At 36.5% G+C, this 20,221-nt stretch carries 17 protein-coding genes and 1 pseudogene; 4 read left to right on the top strand and 14 right to left on the bottom strand.

Annotation, left to right across the window (positions count from 1 at the left end; all coding sequences use genetic code 11):
- Positions 1–7: 7 nt before the first annotated feature.
- Entirely contained in the window at positions 8–538 is a 531-nt protein-coding gene (locus ACUN26_RS18745) for a BofC C-terminal domain-containing protein (RefSeq protein WP_000871206.1), read from the bottom strand.
- Positions 539–971: 433 nt separating this feature from the next.
- Here ACUN26_RS18745 and ACUN26_RS18750 point away from each other — a divergent pair, with 433 nt between their 5' ends.
- The gene (locus ACUN26_RS18750) at positions 972–1,415 is read left to right on the top strand and encodes a hypothetical protein (protein WP_002039655.1); all 444 of its coding nucleotides are present in this window, start codon (positions 972–974) and stop codon (positions 1,413–1,415) included.
- Between the two features lie 33 nt (positions 1,416–1,448).
- Here ACUN26_RS18750 and ACUN26_RS18755 read toward each other — a convergent pair whose 3' ends face one another.
- The 5 genes and pseudogenes from ACUN26_RS18755 to nadB all read right to left on the bottom strand — a co-directional run bounded on the left by ACUN26_RS18755 (position 1,449) and on the right by nadB (position 7,979).
- Entirely contained in the window at positions 1,449–2,096 is a 648-nt protein-coding gene (locus ACUN26_RS18755; protein ID WP_001093525.1) for a YhcN/YlaJ family sporulation lipoprotein, read from the bottom strand.
- Between the two features lie 1,976 nt (positions 2,097–4,072).
- Positions 4,073–4,235 (bottom strand): annotated as a pseudogene (gene safA / locus ACUN26_RS18760) (SafA/ExsA family spore coat assembly protein); the annotation flags it as partial.
- A 224-nt stretch (positions 4,236–4,459) separates the two neighbouring features.
- Positions 4,460–5,566, bottom strand: a complete 1,107-nt coding sequence (nadA, locus tag ACUN26_RS18765) for a quinolinate synthase NadA (RefSeq protein WP_000025286.1) — start codon at positions 5,564–5,566, stop codon at positions 4,460–4,462.
- A 30-nt stretch (positions 5,567–5,596) separates the two neighbouring features.
- Complete coding sequence (gene nadC, locus ACUN26_RS18770) at positions 5,597–6,430, bottom strand: carboxylating nicotinate-nucleotide diphosphorylase (protein WP_001092204.1); 834 nt, start codon at positions 6,428–6,430, stop codon at positions 5,597–5,599.
- A gap of 19 nt (positions 6,431–6,449) precedes the next feature.
- The gene (gene nadB, locus ACUN26_RS18775) at positions 6,450–7,979 is read right to left on the bottom strand and encodes an L-aspartate oxidase (RefSeq protein WP_445540884.1); all 1,530 of its coding nucleotides are present in this window, start codon (positions 7,977–7,979) and stop codon (positions 6,450–6,452) included.
- Positions 7,980–8,134: 155 nt separating this feature from the next.
- Between nadB and ACUN26_RS18780 the strand changes: the two genes are divergently transcribed.
- The 3 genes from ACUN26_RS18780 (at position 8,135) to ACUN26_RS18790 (ending at position 10,546) form a co-directional block, all read left to right on the top strand.
- Positions 8,135–9,277 carry an IscS subfamily cysteine desulfurase gene (locus ACUN26_RS18780; RefSeq protein WP_000973784.1) on the top strand — a complete coding sequence of 381 codons (1,143 nt, stop codon included), beginning with the start codon at positions 8,135–8,137 and terminating at the stop codon, positions 9,275–9,277.
- Positions 9,277–9,819, top strand: a complete 543-nt coding sequence (locus ACUN26_RS18785) for a transcription repressor NadR (RefSeq protein ID WP_000812272.1) — start codon at positions 9,277–9,279, stop codon at positions 9,817–9,819. Before ACUN26_RS18780 ends, ACUN26_RS18785 begins: the two co-directional genes overlap by 1 nt.
- Before the next feature lie 79 nt (positions 9,820–9,898).
- Positions 9,899–10,546, top strand: a complete 648-nt coding sequence (locus tag ACUN26_RS18790; RefSeq protein WP_000510705.1) for an MOSC domain-containing protein — start codon at positions 9,899–9,901, stop codon at positions 10,544–10,546.
- A gap of 110 nt (positions 10,547–10,656) precedes the next feature.
- Here the strand turns inward: ACUN26_RS18790 and pheA are convergent, their stop codons facing one another.
- The 8 genes from pheA to ACUN26_RS18830 form a co-directional block, all read right to left on the bottom strand.
- Positions 10,657–11,508, bottom strand: a complete 852-nt coding sequence (gene pheA, locus ACUN26_RS18795; RefSeq protein ID WP_000621713.1) for a prephenate dehydratase — start codon at positions 11,506–11,508, stop codon at positions 10,657–10,659.
- A 96-nt stretch (positions 11,509–11,604) separates the two neighbouring features.
- Positions 11,605–13,518 (bottom strand): ABC transporter permease, encoded by a 1,914-nt coding sequence (locus ACUN26_RS18800; protein ID WP_001026357.1) that lies wholly within the window; start codon positions 13,516–13,518, stop codon positions 11,605–11,607.
- A gap of 49 nt (positions 13,519–13,567) precedes the next feature.
- Positions 13,568–15,490 carry an ABC transporter permease gene (locus ACUN26_RS18805; protein WP_001011404.1) on the bottom strand — a complete coding sequence of 641 codons (1,923 nt, stop codon included), beginning with the start codon at positions 15,488–15,490 and terminating at the stop codon, positions 13,568–13,570.
- Positions 15,465–16,241, bottom strand: coding sequence for an ABC transporter ATP-binding protein (locus tag ACUN26_RS18810; protein WP_000114533.1), 777 nt, complete (start codon positions 16,239–16,241; stop codon positions 15,465–15,467). The genes ACUN26_RS18805 and ACUN26_RS18810 overlap by 26 nt, the downstream gene beginning before the upstream one ends.
- A gap of 93 nt (positions 16,242–16,334) precedes the next feature.
- Complete coding sequence (locus ACUN26_RS18815; protein ID WP_001197402.1) at positions 16,335–17,417, bottom strand: HAMP domain-containing histidine kinase; 1,083 nt, start codon at positions 17,415–17,417, stop codon at positions 16,335–16,337.
- A complete protein-coding gene (locus tag ACUN26_RS18820; RefSeq protein WP_000276706.1) occupies positions 17,407–18,114 on the bottom strand; it encodes a response regulator transcription factor in 708 nt (235 codons plus the stop codon). The genes ACUN26_RS18815 and ACUN26_RS18820 overlap by 11 nt, the downstream gene beginning before the upstream one ends.
- 213 nt (positions 18,115–18,327) lie before the next feature.
- Positions 18,328–19,614, bottom strand: a complete 1,287-nt coding sequence (obgE, locus tag ACUN26_RS18825; RefSeq protein WP_000497121.1) for a GTPase ObgE — start codon at positions 19,612–19,614, stop codon at positions 18,328–18,330.
- Positions 19,614–20,162, bottom strand: coding sequence for a sporulation initiation phosphotransferase B (locus tag ACUN26_RS18830; RefSeq protein ID WP_001003572.1), 549 nt, complete (start codon positions 20,160–20,162; stop codon positions 19,614–19,616). Before ACUN26_RS18830 ends, obgE begins: the two co-directional genes overlap by 1 nt.
- Between the last annotated feature and the right edge of the window lie 59 nt (positions 20,163–20,221).

The raw sequence follows: 20,221 nt of genomic DNA on the forward strand, positions 1-20,221 counted from the left end.
AAGCAGCTCACCATGAGCTGCTTTTTTTCTTATTTTGCACTGCATATTGCTTCATTTTTTCAATCGTCTTCACAAAACTTTCTTTTGATTTTATACGAATACCACGTTTCAATTTCGCACGCTCATAACTCTCAAGTTTTTTCATATCAATTTGAAAGAAAGAATGAATCGCATTATCACTTTTTGGTACACCCTTGAAAATTTGTAATATCCCTTCCTCTGAAACACCAAAATAGCCGCTCGTCTTCAATAACGGAGAAATATCGTCCACTTTCTTTTGCAATACAATTTGTACATCATCACGATCAACGAGTTGCCATTCTTTATATTGCTGTAAAAACTTTTCTAAATCCGCTACTTTTTCTGTAAATATTTCTTCACTTACTTCTCCATCAACATACATACGCTCTAATAAAATTGTAACTTCAGATTCTTTTTCTGTTACTTCTGGTACTGGTCCTTCCGCCCTCACACTCGTTTCATAGGCTAAACAAAACATCATCACGAAAGCTTGCACTGCAATCAGTATCCATTTCATTTCCGTTCACCTCTTTTAGGCAAAATCAAACTTTCATTAGTAGTTTTGCCGAAAGTGGAGGTTTTATCCATATAAACAACCACATTACATTTCTCTCAAAAATAAAAAAATGCAGATAAGGTTTTATCCTTATCTGCATTAGCATTTGTTTTTATATAAAATGAAAGACGCCTGCAAGCAGGCGTCTTGATGCGTTTACGGCGAGAGACCAGGCGACCACATTCGCGTGTTTAGCACTTAAGCATATCTCTCGTCTTACGTAAATTAGCTCATCGCTTTGCTAATATAACATTAATAACGTATAAGTGCAACATTTTTATAACAAATATTTTATTTTCTCTTTCACCCAAACGAACTTTATGTAAATTATAAATTGATAAATATAATATATATATTACGATTAATGTAACAGCGAAATCATAATAAACAGGAGATGGATATTGTGAAAAAAATAAAGGATGAACGTCTCATTCTGAAAACATTAAAAAACATACGTATTGCCTTTCTTTTTCAATCACTTGGTATAATTGGCATTTTAGGCTATATCGGATTCACTGAAGGAATGGATCAAATTACGAAATCTCCATTATGGTTATTATTTATCCTTACAAGTATCGTACTTAGTTATTTACAGTTAAGCGTTTCTATCGATGTAGAAGAAGGCGAAAAGGATATAAAGTTAACTCCTTATTACAAAATTATTTTACGCTCTCTTATTGTAGGAACTATTATAGCCATTATTTATATCATTTTCAGTCCAGAAAGACCTCTGTTTGAAGCACTTCTAACAGGTAGTATTTTCTTCATATGCTTTTTAATTTCTTATTCCGTTAGTTATTTTATTAAAAAACGTCGTTTACAAGATAACGATGAATAAAGAGGAAGGGCAACCCCTTCCTCTTTTGTTTTTCTATCGCACTGTACCAGTTAAACCGTAACGAATGTCTCGGAACATATTTCCTATGTCACGATTAAAATCATTTGTAACTGTACCGTTACGTAGACGCGTACTCATTGCATCGACACGAGTAAACATATCATTTCTTACAGAAACATATACGTTTCTGTTTCCAACTTCATTTGAAACCGCTTGACGAATTTCGTTCGCCATCGCCGTTTCATTTGTCGCTGTGTTACGTGGTTTTACTGCAATCGCTACGTCGTTTCCATATACAACCGTAGACACGCGGTCTACGTTATTCATACGTTTCACACGATTTGTAATTCTTTCTGCAGTTTTACCATCATTGTTAATGTATGAATTGTTCATTGTAATATTACGAGTTGGATGCGGATTAGCAATTTGCCCGTTGTAATTTACATCACGGTAATAATTATTATATCCTGTATCGTTACGACCGTTTCTATATGTTACATAATCTGTATAACGATCGTTACGCGCTACATTATCACGATACTGATGTGTATCATTATAAGATGTACGCTCGTAATTGTAGTTACGTCCATCCATCGCATTGTTATCTTTTGGTGTACCACATGCAGCTAATGCACTGGTAACTAACAAAGAAGCAGCAATCACTTTTACTTTCGTATTCAATACAAAAACCCCCTCTGTTAGAATGAACTTCTCTTCTGAAAAGCTCCCTCTTATGATGAGTAACAGAGAAGGTTTTTACACTGTTAATATTTCACTGGGAATTTTCTAACACTTGATGTAAATCTTCCGTTTTCAAAACAATTCTACATACAAAAAAGGTGGGAATAATCCCACCTTTTTTTAAACTTCTTCTTCGTCCTCTTCTTCTGCGACTGGCTCTCCAAATACATTTGGTGGATCTGGTTGATAATACATCGTCCCTGGCTGTGGTGCATATGCAGACTGCGTTGGTTGATAATATAAAGGATTAGCGTATTGTGGTCCCCCAGGCTGCGGACTATATAACCTACTCTCTCCTCCGCATCCACAATCTTCCTCACCTTGTATGAGTGGCGGCATATTGTTATCCATTGGCATCATATTTGAATTTGGCATAGACGTATACTGTGGTCCAAAAGGTGCCCCTTGCTGATATGGCATATTGTAATATGGGTTTTGTTGTTGATAATATGGATTCGGCGGCATCATCGGCTGTTGATACGGCATTTGATATGGCATCATATTCGGTGGTTGATTGTTATCCATGATCGGCATCATATTTGGCATTTGATTGTTATCCATGATCGGCATCATATTTGGCATTTGATTGTTATCCATGATCGGCATCATATTCGGCATTTGATTGTTATCCATAATCGGCATCATATTCGGCATTTGGTTATTATCCATAATCGGCATCATATTCGGCATTTGATTGTTATCCATAATCGGCATCATATTCGGCATTTGGTTATTATCCATAATCGGCATCATATTCGGCATTTGATTGTTATCCATAATCGGCATCATATTCGGCATTTGGTTATTATCCATAATCGGCATCATATTCGGCATTTGATTGTTATCCATAATCGGCATCATATTCGGCATTTGGTTATTATCCATTATTGGCATTATATTTGGTGGTTGGTTGTTATCCATTATTGGCATTATGTTTGGTGGTTGATCGTTATCCATTATTGGCATTATATTTGGTGGTTGATTGTTATCCAGCATTGGCATTATATTTGGTACTTGAATATTTGGCGGTATGACTTGTGGGATAACCACATTTTCTTTCGATACATTTGGTGATACTATGCTTCCTACATTTTCTTTCTTCACTTGCGGCGATACTATATTCCCTACATTTTCTTTCTTTACTTGCGGCGACACTATGTTTCCTACATTTTCTTTTTTCACTTGCGGCGATACTATATTCCCTACATTTTCTTTCTTTACTTGCGGCGATACTATGTTTCCTACATTTTCTTTCTTTACTTGCGGCGATACTATGTTTCCTACATTTTCTTTCTTTACTTGCGGCGATACTATGTTTCCTACATTTTCTTTTTTTACTTGCGGTGATACTATATTATCCTTTTTCGTTTGCGGAGAAATGACGTTGTTAGGTTTCATTTTCGTAATTTGCGGAGCAATTAACTCGCTTCCTTTTTTAATTACATCTGAAATTTTATATTCTTTTTTCGTTTTTATTGGCGGTTGCGGCGGCTGTGGTAATACATTTATCGAAAACTTCGTATTTTCTTTTTCCGCTGGTTTTTGTTTTTCTATAACAGGTGGCTTTTGAATAACAGACGGTTTTTCAGCTGGTTTTTCTTTTTGAATTGGCTGTTCTTTTTGCACTTCTTTTTGTGGTTTCACCTGTACTTCTTTTTGCGGCTTCACTTGCATTTCCTTTTGTGGTTTTACTTGCACTTCTTTTTGTGGTTTTATCTGTACTTCTTTTTGCGGTTTTACTTGCACTTCTTTTTGTGTTTGTTGCATAGCGGGCTGCTGGGTAATTGGTGCCGATTGATACGTAACTTCTTCCTCATCTTCTATTCCAAGCGGCGTTGGTGTTGCTGCAAATTCTTTTTGTTGCACTTCTTTTACGTATTGCTTTGGAGGTGCTGATCCTGCTCCAGCTTGCTGTTTCACGTGGACGCCGTTTGATGGTACTTTAATTTTCATACCTGGCATGATTAAATCTGGATTACTAAGCTGTGTATTTGTTTTTTTCAGCGTGTCAAAATCCACTCCGTACTTTTTCGCAATTTTCCAAAGGGTATCCCCTTTTTGCACGATATGAATTTTCAAATTTTCCCCCTCCTGTATAACTTATCTATAAGTAACAAATCTCATGAAGTAACCCTTTCTAAATAACATTAACTTCTTTTCACTTTTATCACTTCTTCTATTTTCAATATAGTTGGAAGTGGAATAGGCATAAAAACCACAATGATTTCTTCAAAACAATGTATGCCCATTTCGCTCTCGTTATGATTATATGTATGAAAAAAAGCAACGGTATTCCCGTTGCTTTAAACACGCTCTAACATACGATTTAATGCGAGAACTGCTTCTTTCGTTACTTGTTTGTCTACGCTAATAACGTTAATCTCTTCTCCGCCTTCTATCATTTCAAGCACCCATAGTAAGTGAGGGAGGTCAATTCGATTCATCGTTAAGCACGGACACATAAATGGATTAAGTGAAACAATTTCTTTATCTGGATGTTGCTGAATAATTCGGTTCACTAAATTCATTTCTGTACCAATTGCCCATTTACTTCCAACTGGAGCTGATTCAATCATATCAATAATGTATTTTGTTGAACCTGCATAGTCTGAAGCGGCTACAACTTCATAGCAACATTCTGGATGTACAATAATATTCATATCCGGATGATTTTTCCGCACACTTTCAATATTTTTCACTGTAAAGTTTTGATGAACTGAACAATGTCCTTTCCATAAAATCACTTGGATTTCTTCTATGTTTCCATCGTATTCTAATGAATCTGTATGTGGATCCCATACCGCCATTTTATCTAACGGAATACCTAAATCGTGCGCTGTATTTCTTCCTAAATGTTGGTCTGGTAAAAAGACAAGACGCTCTTTTTGTGTAAACGCCCAAGAAACCATTTGTTTTGCATTTGAAGAAGTTACTGTCGCTCCACCATTACGACCGCAAAACGCTTTAATTGCAGCTGTAGAATTTACATATGTTAACGGAATCATCGTATCTCCAAATAACTTCGTGAGCTCTTTCCACGCTCTTTCTGTTTGTTCAATATCTGCCATGTCCGCCATTGAACAACCTGCGCGCATATCTGGTAAGATGACAACTTGTTCATCTGTCGTTAACATATCTGCTGTTTCTGCCATAAAGTGCACACCACAAAACACAATGTATTTTGCTTCTTTATTACTCGCTGCAACTTGCGCAAGCTGAAGTGAGTCCCCTGCTGCATCAGAAAATTGTACAACTTCATCCTTTTGATAATGATGCCCTGGAATAAATAACGTTTTCCCCATTTTTTCTTTAATTTCACGAACACGCTTTTCCATATTTTCCATTGACATTGTGTAATAACGCTCTGGTAACATCGTTTCAATTGGCTGTACTTTTTCTAAAATACTCATATACCTTTCTCCCCCTCTAAGCCACTTTCCTTACGCTTCAATATTGAAACTAATATCAAGTGCTTTCACTGAATGTGTTAACAATCCAAGTGAAATATAATCTACCCCTGTTTTTCCATATTTCGATAAATCTTCAACTGTAATGCCACCTGACGCTTCCGTAACAATGGCGCTTGGCACAATCTTTGAAAACTCTCGAATTTCATCTGGCGTACGGTTATCAAACATAATAATATCCGCACCGGCTGCTACTGCCTCTCTCACTTGCTCCTCCGTTTCTGTTTCCACTTCTACTTTCACCATATGTCCTAATTTTTCTTTCACCGATGTAATAGCTTTTGTAATAGAACCAGCAAACGCAATATGATTGTCTTTAATCATGACACCGTCATATAAACCGAAGCGGTGGTTAAATCCACCTCCGCACACGACTGCATATTTATCAAACATACGTAGCCCAGGCATCGTTTTTCGCGTATCACAAATGCGAGTATGACTACTATCTAACGCAAGAACCGCTTTACGTGTCATCGTGGCTATCCCACTCATACGCTGAATAACGTTTAATATAACGCGCTCTGCTGTTAATAACGAGGCAATTGGACCTTGCACAGTTGCAATGATTTCGCCTTTTTCTACAAGATCCCCATCTTTTTTATGAAGCTCTACTTCAATTCTCTCATCAATTAATTTAAATCCTGATTCAATTACTAAACGTCCTGCAAAGACCCCTGTATCCTTCGCAAGAAACGCTCCTTTCGAAAGCAAGTTATCTGGAAAAATAAGCTGAGATGTTACATCTCTTTCCCCTATATCTTCTAAAAAAAATCGATTTAATGCTTCTTTAACTTTTATCGTGTTCATAAAGCCCCTCTTCCCCTCATCACACAATTTGTAGTTTTCTCTTTACTCGAACAATCTCTTTCTTTCCTATATTTCTATCTGGATAATCACTCCGGTAATGCCCGCCAATACTTTCTTCTCTTTGCAAGGCTGACACAACTATAAGCTCACAAACCGTTAACATATTAATAAGCGTTATCTCTTCATTCGTAAGAACATCATGTTGTAATATCATATTTCGAACACCATACTTACTAAGCCATCTCTTCGCATAAGATAAACTGTGCTCTGTTCGCACAATCCCAACATATTTCATCATGCATTTTTGTATTTCTTCTTTCGTCGGTAAATGATTCAGAACGATAAACTTTGCTTCCTTTTCGGCTAGCATGTTCACCTTTTCTTTTGTCTCTCTAGATAAAATGTGTCGTCCGATTCTTTTTCCAAACACAAGACCTTCTAATAATGAATTACTCGCTAATCTATTTGCACCATGAACCCCGTTACAAGCTACTTCACCGACTGCGTATAAGTTCAGAATAGACGTCTCTCCATCACAGTTCGTTTTCACGCCGCCCATGTGAAAATGAGTACCGGGCACGATCGGAATAAGTTTTTTATTTATATCGACTCCATTTGTTTTACATATCGATGACACGGTCGGAAAGCGTTGTTCAAAGTTTTGAATCATTTCGATGTTTAAGTACACTTTTTCACCCGCAAGTAGCTGTTCATGAATAGCCCTAGCCACTACATCACGCGGGGCTAGATCCTGTTCAGGATGTATCTCCATCATAAAACGCTGTCCTTTTCCATTTATAAGGACAGCTCCTTCTCCGCGAACAGCTTCGGACACGAGACCGGAACAACGCCCACCCGCGTATAACATCGTCGGATGAAATTGTATAAACTCTAAATCTACAAGTTCCCCACCTGCGCGGTACACCATTGCAAGTCCATCGCTTGTAATTGTCTCATCATTAGAAGTAAAGGCGTATAAACCGCCAATACCGCCTGAAGCTAACACCGTATAATCTGCATTGTAACGTTTCAGTTCTCCTTTATTGTTGCGAGTTAAAGCCCCAACACATTTATCTTTTTCTATAATAAAATCGAGCACCATTTCCTGTTCCACTACCGTAACGTATGGAGCTACTTCTTGAATAAGATGCTCTAATAAATTCTTTCCTGTTGCATCGCCACCTGCATGTAAAATACGACGTTTTCGATGCGCCCCTTCTTTTCCAAGATGAGGACCTGTTTCATCTCCATCAAATTTCATTCCTCTTTCAATAAGGTTATTAATTTCTTTCGGTCCTTCCTCGACTAAATAACGGACCACTTCTTCATTGTTATAATGACACCCTGCTACTAACGTATCTTCAAAATGATCATTAGGATTGTCATATGCCGCTACCGCTGCGGCAATTCCACCTTGAGCTAAATGTGTATTATTATTACGTTTCGTCTCCTTTGTGATAATAATCACATTCTTTTCGTGACAAATCTCTTTTGCAACACGAAGTGCCGCAACGCCACTTCCAATAATTAAGACATCTGCACTTGGCATAATTGTTGCCTCCTACTTTACACTTTTCAACTGTCTTGACACCTATATTTACATAGTTTTAAAATAATGACAAGAGTTTTTTTATAATTCTTATTTTCACTACTACCATTTAAAAAGTAAAAGAAATGTAACTCTTACTAGAGAGAGGAACTTACATGATGATATATCTTGACTATGCAGCTACTACACCTATGAGCGGGGAAGCGTTACAAACATATATGAAAGCAGCTTCGCAATACTTCGGAAATGAACAAAGTTTACATGATATTGGAGGAACGGCTTCTTCTTTATTACAAGTTTGCCGAAAAACATTTGCGGAAATGATTGGAGGCAAAGAACAAGGAGTATTTTTCACAAGCTGTGGATCGGAATCGAACTATCTTGCGATTCAATCACTTCTAAGTGCCCGAAATAAGAAGCATATTATTACGACACCTATGGAACATGCATCCATTCGAAGTTATTTTCAATCTCTAAAATCAAAAGGCTATACGATCACTGAAATTCCTGTTGATAAAAGCGGACTCATTTGTTTAGTAGATTTAGAGGCAGCTATTACAGAAGATACTGTGCTAGCAAGTATACAGCATGGTAACTCTGAAATTGGGACTGTTCAAAACATAGCAGAAATTGGGGCCCTTTTAAAAACATATAATATTTTATTTCATACGGATTGTGTGCAAACGTTTGGTAAACTGCCTATCCATGTTTTTGAGATGGGAATTGATAGTCTTTCTGTTTCAGCACACAAAATATACGGTCCAAAAGGTGTCGGCGCTTGCTATATAAATCCGCAAGTTCGCTGGGCACAAATATTCCCGGGAACTTCTCACGAAAAAGGATTTCGCCCAGGCACAGTGAACGTTCCTGGCATCGCATCTTTTTTAACAGCTGCTGAAAATATATTGAAAAATCAACAGGTAGAAAGTTTACGTTTTAAAGAGTTACGATCCTACTTTTTAGAGGAATTACAAACACTTCCGCTAGAAATTGAAGTAGAAGGTCATTCTACTTCTTGTTTACCACATATTATTGGGGTTACAATAAAAGGAATAGAAGGTCAATATACAATGCTAGAATGCAACCGCCGCGGTATTGCCATCTCGACCGGAAGTGCTTGCCAAGTTGGTAAACAAGAACCTTCGAAAACAATGCTTGCAATTGGAAGAACGTATGAAGAGGCTAAACAATATGTCCGCTTCTCTTTCGGACAACAAACAACGAAAGAACAAATTGATACTACTATTCATGCACTACACACAATTGGAAATCAATTTTATAGAGGTGTTAAATCATAATGAAACAAAATGAACAAAAAAAAATTTTAGGTGAAGAAAGACGACAACTTATCCTTCAGTGGCTGCTTGCTGCAAATGAACCGTTATCTGGAAACGAACTATCTAAGAAGACAAACGTAAGTAGACAAGTTATTGTGCAAGATATCTCCTTACTAAAAGCAAGAAACGAGCCAATTATCGCAACTGCTCAAGGCTATTTATATTTAAAACCACAGGAGAAGCAACAGGCTTTTGAACGCGTGATTGTATGCCAACATAAACCAGCAGAAGTACGTCAAGAACTTACAATGCTTGTTGATCATGGCGTTACGATTAAAGACGTAAAAGTTGAGCACCCTGTATACGGCGACTTAACAGCATCAATTATGGTAAGTAATCGATTTGATGTAGAGCAATATTTACAAAAAATCGAAAATACAAATGCTTCCTATCTTTCGCAACTAACAGATGGTATTCACTTACATACAATTGAAGCAGATTCTAAAGAAAAATTAGACGCTGCTTGCGAGGCTTTAGATAAAGCAGGATTTCTCGTTTATTAATGTAAAGCACAGAGTTTTTATAATTCTCTGTGCTTTTTTAATGCTATAATATTGTAATCAATCGTAAAGGAGATCGAATATGGGAATTGAACTCGTTCACTTTAGTACTGGTAAACCGAAACAAATGAAATATGGCGAAGATAAAGAAATGATAACAGGTATATGTAAAGATCCTACAGAAGAGGCCTTTCTCTCAAAAGACGGATTTCGTGGTGATGACGTAGCGGATTTAAAACATCACGGCGGTCCTGATCGCGCTGTTTGTGTGTACCCACACGAGCATTACGCACTATGGGAAGAGGAATTTCAAACTACGCTTCCAGCTTCCACATTTGGCGAAAACATTACCGTAACAAATATGTTAGAGCGTGATGTTTGCATCGGAGATACATATCAGCTTGGTGAAGCAATCATTCAAGTGACACAAGCAAGAGTACCTTGTAGCACTATTTCAAAACGCCTCGGTATTCCTGGCATACTGCCGCGCATTGTAGCAACTGGATTTACTGGCTACCTATGCCGCGTTCTTCAAGAAGGTACTGTACGTAAAGATTCTAAAATCACATTGCTAAAACGTCCATCAAACAATGTATCTGTTTTGTTTTCTAACGAAATTTATTTTCATAATAGAAAAGATAAAGATGGCATTGAAAAGATTCTTGCTGTTCCTGAACTAGCCAATATTTGGCGTGGTCAGTTAGAGGATCGTCTTGCTAAGTTAAAGTAAAGAATCCCACCTATAAATGGTGGGATTTTATTTATCTATCAGACGGTATATTATCGACTGAAATTATATCGATTTAACTACAAAATACGACAAATACTCTCCCTTACCCTTTACAACCAATAAGAAGAATAGCTCCCCAGCACAGTAACAGAAAAACCGAGCGCTTCAAGTTCCATCGTTACGCCTGGCAATAATACGTCATCGTATGCTTTATCGACATCGATTAAGAAAAAGTAATTTCCGAGTCCTGTTTTCATCGGGCGCGATTCGATTTTTGATAAATTTAATTTTCTCCATGCAAAAGCTGATAACACTTGATATAGTGCCCCTGCATAATCTGCAGGTAACGTTATCATAAGCGTCGTTTTCTCCCCGCGGTTTTCTCCGTTATTTGAGAGTATTACTTTCTTTTTCTTATGGAGCACTAGGAAGCGTGTATGATTGTTTTTATGCGTATGAATGTCACGTCTTACAATTGTTAATCCGTATTTTTCTGCGGCTGCTTCATTTGCAATGGCAGCGATTTTTTCTTCAGGATGTTCTTTCACATATTGTGCAGCAGCACTTGTTGATGTCATGTCTCGAACAGTTACCCCTTTTAATTCTTCATTTAAAAACTTATGACATTGTGCGATAGCATGCGGATGTGAATGCACTGCATATACTTCTCCCCACACTTCTGCATACTGCGGATGTACGAGTAAATGTTGCTGAATTGGTACTGTAATTTCTCCTACAATAGAAAGTGGTCGCTCATGCACAAGGTAATCGACCGTTATATTTACTGAACCTTCTATTGCGTTTTCTAACGGTACGACTGCGAAATCTACACTTTCATTTGCGGCTGCATCTATACAATCCGGAATCGTTCGATACGGTACATGCTCTGCTTCCGGAAAAAAACGACTCACCGCCATATTTGTAAATGTTGCTTCTGGTCCTAAATATCCTACTCGAATCATCGTCTTTTCCCCTCTTTTTCGTTTTCTTACTGTTATACCATACTTTTTTATATTCTTCTATGTAAATTTCGAATATTAAAAAAAGACTAGCATCCGCTAGTCTAAATGTTTCTTATATTCTCTTTGAGCGAAGAAGAAATAAACGATGCATGCAGCGATATAATACAGAATAAACAAGCCTACTTTTCCTAATGATCCATCCATAAAGAAAGTATTATGAAACGTATATAACGCAACTGCACTATGCATACTCCCTACTATAATTGGCGCAAAAAATAGCATACATAATTGCCAGCGAGAAATTTCCCATACTTCTTCCTTCGTCATTCCAAGTTTAGAGAGTGCACCATAATGCTTTCGGTCCGATGCAATATTATGAAACCATTTAAAATATACGATACTACATGAAGTAAGAAAGAATAATATACTAATGAATGAGCCTACAAATAGAGTAATATCGCCGCCTTCTTTCATATTTACATATAACTCCATATTACTTCGAAACGCATTATTATTATCTTGTTTCATATGTTTCCGTAAATCTTCATTTAATTTCTTCGTCTTTTCGATATTTGGTAATGTGTAGCCTCTATATATCATTTTTTCAGAATCGAGAACCTGATTTGCTATACTGTCAAAATCTTCATCATTCATAACGAAGAACAGACCATTAATGTACGAAGGGTGATAGTTAAATTGAACCCCTTCTTTCTGACCGTTAAATACGAATGAATATGGTTGACTCATTACTTGCAATTGAATCTCTTTTTGATTATATACATTCGAATTATTGTATTTATTATAATAAACGAGTGTCACTGTACCTTTTTTAGGACGATACATTTTCTTTTTTTGTTTCCTCGCTTCTTGGTTATATTCACTTTCCTTTATAAGCGGTGCTATTGTTGTTTCTCCTTTATTAGACCGAAAGGATGCATACACTCCAACAAAACTCATATATTGAAAATCATCATACCCGTATTGATTCAGTAATTTTTCAACCGCACCTTCCTCAAAGACTTCATGAGTAGAAATACCTTTTTCTATGTATGAAAACGAGTGTACCCCTCCAGTTCGCCACATATCTTGCATGCTAGAAAAATATAAGAACACCGTACCTGTTGCCGTAACTACAAACGTCGTTGCCATAGACATCAGAAAGAAAAAGCGACCATTTTCTTTCATTCGATGTGACAATTGGTTTACTATAAATAAATACGGATATGTATACATAATCTTTTTATTTCGTTTTATTATTTCTAATATTTGAGCAGTTCCGTGTGTAAAAGAAAAATAAGTTCCGAAAAAGACAAGTATAGACACAGGAAAAAAATAGAATGCTATCGTTGGCATCGTCGCTTGTAACGCTAACGCATATCCTATACCTAAACAAATAAAACCGAATATACAAAGCCACATTGATGTTTTCTTCTCTTTTTTATCTGTTCGAAATTCTTTCAATAACCGAATGATTTTTATATTCCATATGCGTAAAGCACTTATAAAAGATAAGACAATAAAAACGACCATATATGTAACAAACGTTACCCCAATTGCTCTCACATCAAATATGACAGGGAGTTCTTTCGGAAGGCCCAGTAACATACTAAATACCATAAAAAAGAGTTTCAAAAAGATCATACCAAGCCCAACCCCGAAAATATTCGCGAAAATCCCGATTAATATTTGCTCGGTCATTATCACTCCTATTACGTTAGACTTCGTCGCTCCCATTAACATATATAACCCTAATTCTTTCTTACGTGCCTCTATGAAAATAGAAGTAGAGTACAAAATAAATATGACGAAAAAAGAAATGACTATAACATTACATATAATAAGTCCCCAGCGTACGTTTTGATACCACATCGTCTCCTGCATATACGGATGTACAATGACAGACATGTATGCAAAAGACGCAAATATCGCAAAACAACTGCTTAAGAAAAACACTTTATAATTACGCCAATTTCCTTTTATATTTTGCAGCGCTAGTTGCCGAATGTTCATCTATCGTCCCCCTATAACTTACTACATAAGCAAAAAGCTAGAGGTTTCTCTAGCTTTGCACGTGTTTCAAATATCCTCTTTGTGCAATCATAAAGTAAATCGCAGAAGCTATAACGTATGTTCCAATTACAATCGCACCTGATTTCCATAAATCAATATAAAGCATTTTCCCTAACGTATGAAGAGCAAACCCACTATGAATGGCACCGATTAAAATTGGGATAAAGAAGATAACGCCCATTTGACGAATTGCAATTTTACGAATTTCTTTATCTGTCATACCGATTCTCTTTAACGATTTAAATTGAATACGATCTTGTTCTTTATCGTTAAACCATTTAAAGTATGTCATACTACAAGCGAAGAAGAAGAATAGTACCGCTACGAAGAAACCGATGAACATTGTAATTGCTCCTGATTCCCTTATATTTTTATAAGCGAGCACCGAGTTATTTAACTCCTCTTGCTTATCTGGTGCAATCTCCTTTTTCAAATCTAACACAAGGTCTTCCGTACTTTTCCAGTCTTCTATATAATAACCGTAATATTTCGTCTTTTCTTCATCTGGTACAAGCTTTGCGTATTTCTCAAAATCTTGATCATTCACAATGAGATATTCACTATCATTAAAAACAGAAAATGAAGTTGGCTCATTTAATTGAACAGATTGCTTTTGTCCGTTAATTTTAATTTCATACGGTTTCGTACGATCTATCTTCATCATATCATTCGCCATATCCATTATGACCATCGTTGCACTACCTGGTGCATTATGAACTTCTCTAACTTGCTCTCTCTTTTGTTTACGTACTTCAGCGTTATATTCTTTTTCTGAAACAATCGCCATTGGCATCTCATGTTCACTGTTAAACATTGTGATTTTTTGCGTTCCAGGAAGTTTTACGTACGTTACTTCTCGCGCTTCTTCAAATCCGTGTTTTTTTATTAATTCTTTTGTTTTTCCCTCTTTTATGACATTATGCATATGGATTCCCTTTTCCTCATAAGAAATAGCATGCGGGGTACTAGTTACTGCCTTATAACTCATATCCTCAAAAAATACGTACAGCGTACCAACTGCTGAAGATACAACCGCCGTAATGATAGAAATTACAAATAGAAAACGGGCATTATCTTTCATTTTATAAATAAGATTGCTAAGTACGAACATATTTGGATATGTATAAAAAGATTTTTTTCGTTTTTGTAATGCCTTTAATACGACTGTACTACCTTGTGTAAATAGTAAATAAGTTCCGCCTATCGTCAGCCCTACAATCGGTAAAAACAGGATGACAAAATTCATAAATGTTACTTGGAAGCTAAGTACATATGCAACAATAATACATCCTATACCAACTACGCATAACCATGTAAACGCAAAAGGTTCTACTTTCTGTTTTCTTGCTTCTCTTAATAAATCAATAATTTGCAAGCGTCCTACTGTCCAAACGCTAAACAATGATAGAATTAAAAATAGAATTAAGTATACACCCGCTGTAATCAAAACCGCTTTACTATTCCATACGAGTGGAAGTGTTTTATCTATTTTCAATATTACGCTTAATGCTTGGAAGAATAATTTTGAACAAAGCATACCAAGTCCAATACCTACTACAATTGCAATACTACCTAACATAAGCTGTTCTAATATAATCATTCGGCCAAGTTGTGATTTTGTTCCGCCTATTAATGTTAATAGACCAAACTCTTTTTTCCTTGCTCTTAAAAATGTTGAATTTGCATATAAAATAAAAAGTGCTGAGAAGATGACTACAATATAATTCATCGATTCTAACCCTTTTGAAATCATCTCCCTCATACTAATATTACCGCTTACGACATCTGGATGATAAATGAAGGAAGCATACATGAAAAATACGACAATCGATAAACAACTGCTAATAAGAAACGCTTTATAATTACGCCAATTTCCTTTTACGTTATTAAGCGCGAGCTGGCGAAAGTTCATGATATTCTCCTCCTAGCATCGCAAGTACGTCCAAAATTTCTTGGAAAAAGGCTTGTTTCGTTCTTCCCTTATGTATTTCTGAGAAAATCTCTCCATCACGTATGAAAAGAATACGTTCGCAATAACTCGCCGCTACTGGATCATGCGTTACCATTGCAATTGTTACTTTCTTTTGTTCATGCAAATCTTGCAACGCGCTCATTAATGATTTTGCCGACTTAGAATCTAAGTTTCCAGTTGGCTCATCCGCTAAGATTAACGTCGGTTCATGAATAATCGCTCTCGCAGCTGCTGCACGTTGTTGTTGGCCGCCTGATACTTCATATACTTTTTTATTTAAAATGCCTTCGATATTTAAAAACTTTGCAATCTCAAGCACTTTTGCATCGATTTCATTTACAGATTTCTTCGCCATTACAAGTGGTAAAATGATATTTTCTTTAATCGATAGCGTATCAAGTAAGTTAAAATCTTGGAAAATGAATCCTAAATGTGTACGGCGAAACTCCGCTAATTTTGCAGCACGCATTTGATTAATTTCTTCGCCATTTACAAGCACATGACCTGAAGTTTGCTTATCAATTGTTGCTAATAAATTTAAAAGCGTTGTTTTTCCGCTTCCTGAAGGACCCATAATCCCTACAAATTCGCCTTCTTCTATTTTAAAATTTATATCATTTAAAGCAGTCGTCGCTACTGAACCTTTTGATTGATACACCTTCGTTAATCCTTTTACTTCAAGAACACTCATTTCTAATCCCCCTATGTGTTTTCTTCTTACATTTACTATAAGAAAAATAAGAAAAAGAAACGAGTGATTTCCCTTACAAAACGTTTTGTTATCTTACAGTTTTGTCATTTTTCTCATTAATGTATGATATTCTTCATCTTTTGCAAATTGGAACGTAAATGTTGTCCCTTCCCCTTCAGCCGATTGCACATAAATACCGTGATGTAAATTATCACAAATTTCCTTCGTAATATATAAACCCATTCCAGTCGCTTCTCTCGTTTTACGGCCATTTATCCCCGTAAAGAACGGATCAAATATACGCTTTACATCTTGCTCCGGAATACCGATTCCATTGTCTTTAATATGTAATAACACCTTTTGATCTTTCTCTTCAATTTGAAATTGAATTTCCTTTTTCTCTGCTTCTGAAATTCTCGTATACTTAATTGCATTTACAACAATTTGCCCTATAGCAATACTAAGCCATTTTCTATCAGATGCAACCATACAAGTATCTTCTTCAAACATTACTTTCGGAAATACAGACGATTGAATGAAAGACTTTCGATTTTCATTAATAATACCTCGAATAATATCTATCACATTTACTACTTCTACTTTATAATCTTTCGCAAATTGCTCTAACCTTGCCATATGTAACGCTAAATCTAAACCATTTAGTATACGGTTATTTTCTTCACGAATACTTTCAACTGTTGCTCTCGCTTCACGATGCTCTTTACCAAACTTCTGTAATAGTAACTCAATAACAGATACTGGTGTCTTCATTTGATGAATCCATTGGTTCATAAATATCATTTGCTGTTGCTCTTTCGCATGCTGTTTATGAACTTCATTCATATATTGCTGTCTTAATAGCGTAAAAGATTCAACGATCATCTCTTGTTCTGTCGTATACGAAGTATCAATAAGTAAAGAATCATGTAATGTATTTCCATCAGCAACATATTTTTCGATTCTCTTTAAAAAAACACTTCTTTTTCGGTAATCGTAAATGAGGTATACAGTAAACACAACTGTCCCTAATAAAAGTCCGTATAACCACGTACTCCAATCAATTGATCTTTTTTCTAAAAGACTTTGCAACTGCAATACGAGTCCAAATAAACAAAGACTTACAACATAAGAAAGAAGTAAAGCAAAGCGGTCTATGAGGTAACTTTTAACCTGCATGCCCTTCACTCCACTCTGTAAGAAGCGCATAACCGTATCCACGTTTCGTTACAATCGCATTTTTAATACCTAGCTCCTCTAGTTTCTTCCTTACGCGCTTTACATTCACAGTCAGTGTATTATCATCAACAAAAGCTACTTCATCCCATAGAGCTTCTAACAATTCTTCACGCGTTACATATTGATTCGCTTGTTTCATTAAACACTCTAATAAGTAAAATTCATTTTTTGTCAGCTCTGTTTGTTGCCCTTTCCACTCAACAACGTGTTGGGACGGGAATAACAAAAGTCCATTCACACCTAAACAATCACTTTCTGCCGCAGAAGCATACTCACCATACCCACGTCGAAGTGCACTTTTCACCTTAGCCATGACAATATCTAAATGGAATGGCTTTGTAATGTAATCATCTCCGCCATTTTCAATTGCCATTACTTGATCCATTTCCCCTGTTCTTGCAGAAACAAAAATAATCGGCGCATTCGATACAGTGCGGATTTGACGACACCAATAGAAACCATCAAAATATGGTAAATTGATATCCAGTAATACGAGATGTGGATTCACTTTTACGAATTCATCTTTTATATGACGTAAATCAATTGCTCTAAATGATTGATAGCCATACCTTTCTAAATGCTCCTCTAATATTCCCGCAATTTTCTCATCGTCTTCTACAATTAATATTTTATACATGTTCTCTTTCTCCCCATAAATATTCTTCTAAAATTACTTCTTTTTCTATTATAAATTGAAAATTTAATTAGTGGGGATTTTTTCCTATCTTCGTAATTTTTAACTAGCAGCCTGATTCACACCTAACTTCTTTGCTTCAGCTGAATTTTGAGGCGGGAATCTTACTACTTGCAAATAGCAGAATAAAAAAAAGACCGCCATACTTTGGCAGTCTTAATCGATAAATTCAAATTCATATTCAAGAATTTTTACAATATCTCCGTCTTTTGCACCACGTGCACGAAGCGCTTCATCAATACCCATTCCGCGCATTTGGCGAGCGAAACGACGTATAGATTCATCACGTGAGAAGTCAGTCATTTTGAATGTCTTCTCGATATCATAACCAGAAATAACAAACGTGCCGTCACTTTCACGTGTAATTTCAAATTTAAGACTTTCAGCATCAAATTTATACATTACACTTGCTTCAGACTCTTCAACAACATCGTACATTGGGAATTCTGGTGTTGTTTCTAATAAGTTCGCTACTTCAAATAGTAAATCACGAACACCTTGTTTCGTTACAGCTGAGATTGGGAAGATTTTTACTTCGTCTCCCACTTTCTCTTTAAATGCTTGTAAGTTTTCTTCTGCATCCGGCATATCCATTTTGTTTGCTACAACAACTTGTGGACGCTCTGTTAAACGCATATTATATTCTTTTAATTCATTATTAATTGTGACATAATCTTCATATGGCTCACGGCCTTCTAAACCAGACATATCAATAACATGTACAATTACACGTGTACGTTCGATATGACGTAAGAATTGGTGTCCAAGTCCGACGCCAGCATGTGCGCCTTCAATTAGTCCAGGAAGGTCAGCCATAACGAAGCTGCGGTTATCACCAGTTTCAACAACACCAAGATTAGGAACGATTGTTGTAAAGTGATACTCTGCAATTTTCGGACGCGCTGATGATACAACAGATAATAATGTAGATTTACCTACACTTGGGAATCCAACAAGTCCAACGTCTGCTAGCACTTTAAGTTCTAGAATGACATCACGTTCTTGACCTGGTTCTCCGTTCTCAGCGATTTCAGGTGCTGGATTCGTAGCTGTTGCGAAACGCGAGTTACCACGGCCACCTCGGCCACCTCTTGCAATTACAGCTGTTTGTTCATGCGTTACTAAATCGGCAAGAATTTGACCTGTTTTTTCATCTTTTACTATTGTTCCTGGTGGAACCTTTACGATTAAATCTTCAGATTTACGTCCGTGCTGACCTTTACTCATTCCGTGCTGACCACGATCAGCTTTGAAATGACGTTGGTAGCGGAAGTCCATTAATGTACGTAAGCCTTCCTCAACAACGAAAACAACATCTGCGCCTTTACCACCGTCGCCACCTGCTGGGCCACCTTTTGGAACATACTTCTCACGACGATACGCAACCATTCCGTTACCACCGTCGCCGCCTTTTACATATATCTTGACCTGATCTACAAACATTATTTCACCACACTTTTTTCGATTGGTTGTAATATAACTGAGACTTCTTCGTCTCGTACTGTATAAGAAATGGAATACCATTTATTGTTTTGGTTCGCAAGCCAATTCTGTAGTTCTTCTACACTCGTTAGCTTACCACGAAAATCAAAAAAGAAACGAGCATTCTCCGCGTCACATTCAATTGTGATACAAACATAATTTTCAACATATACGTCTAAACTATGCTGAAGCATTGAGAAGAATTGATTCGCCCATGTACATACAGTCTCATCTAAGTGAGATAAGTTATGTAATTCTCCTAATACTTCGTACTCCAATAAGCACGGCTGCTGTTTCCAATTATATGTTAAAATCCACTCTGAAAATAAAGGCATTGATAACCCCATCAGATTGGATTCTTGTCTCGCTTCTTGGACAAAACGATCGATGAGCCGATGAATCTCTTCCACTTTTCCAAGAGAAAGGTTTCCTTTAACCATCTGCATACGATTGAGCCAATCATGTCTTGAATGACGCAACGCATCTATAATTGTCCATTTTTCATTCATTTAGATACCCCTTAATATAGAAAAACTCTAACCTGCACTCAGGTTAGAGTTTTCCGTGA

Source organism: Bacillus sp. WC2503, assembly GCF_052682895.1.

Bases quoted from the DNA above. Each gene is read 5' to 3' on its own strand.
- ACUN26_RS18805 (WP_001011404.1), bottom strand. From the start codon at position 15,490: ATGAACTTTCGCCAGCTCGCGCTTAATAACGTAAAAGGAAATTGGCGT.
- ACUN26_RS18785 (WP_000812272.1), top strand. From the start codon at position 9,277: ATGAAACAAAATGAACAAAAAAAAATTTTAGGTGAAGAAAGACGACAA.
- ACUN26_RS18810 (WP_000114533.1), bottom strand. From the start codon at position 16,241: ATGAGTGTTCTTGAAGTAAAAGGATTAACGAAGGTGTATCAATCAAAA.
- ACUN26_RS18800 (WP_001026357.1), bottom strand. From the start codon at position 13,518: ATGAACATTCGGCAACTAGCGCTGCAAAATATAAAAGGAAATTGGCGT.
- nadA (WP_000025286.1), bottom strand. From the start codon at position 5,566: ATGAGTATTTTAGAAAAAGTACAGCCAATTGAAACGATGTTACCAGAG.
- ACUN26_RS18745 (WP_000871206.1), bottom strand. From the start codon at position 538: ATGAAATGGATACTGATTGCAGTGCAAGCTTTCGTGATGATGTTTTGT.
- ACUN26_RS18830 (WP_001003572.1), bottom strand. From the start codon at position 20,162: ATGAATGAAAAATGGACAATTATAGATGCGTTGCGTCATTCAAGACAT.
- ACUN26_RS18750 (WP_002039655.1), top strand. From the start codon at position 972: ATGGATATTGTGAAAAAAATAAAGGATGAACGTCTCATTCTGAAAACA.
- ACUN26_RS18815 (WP_001197402.1), bottom strand. From the start codon at position 17,417: ATGCAGGTTAAAAGTTACCTCATAGACCGCTTTGCTTTACTTCTTTCT.
- nadC (WP_001092204.1), bottom strand. From the start codon at position 6,430: ATGAACACGATAAAAGTTAAAGAAGCATTAAATCGATTTTTTTTAGAA.
- pheA (WP_000621713.1), bottom strand. From the start codon at position 11,508: ATGATTCGAGTAGGATATTTAGGACCAGAAGCAACATTTACAAATATG.
- nadB (WP_445540884.1), bottom strand. From the start codon at position 7,979: ATGCCAAGTGCAGATGTCTTAATTATTGGAAGTGGCGTTGCGGCACTT.
- ACUN26_RS18790 (WP_000510705.1), top strand. From the start codon at position 9,899: ATGGGAATTGAACTCGTTCACTTTAGTACTGGTAAACCGAAACAAATG.
- ACUN26_RS18820 (WP_000276706.1), bottom strand. From the start codon at position 18,114: ATGTATAAAATATTAATTGTAGAAGACGATGAGAAAATTGCGGGAATA.
- ACUN26_RS18780 (WP_000973784.1), top strand. From the start codon at position 8,135: ATGATGATATATCTTGACTATGCAGCTACTACACCTATGAGCGGGGAA.
- obgE (WP_000497121.1), bottom strand. From the start codon at position 19,614: ATGTTTGTAGATCAGGTCAAGATATATGTAAAAGGCGGCGACGGTGGT.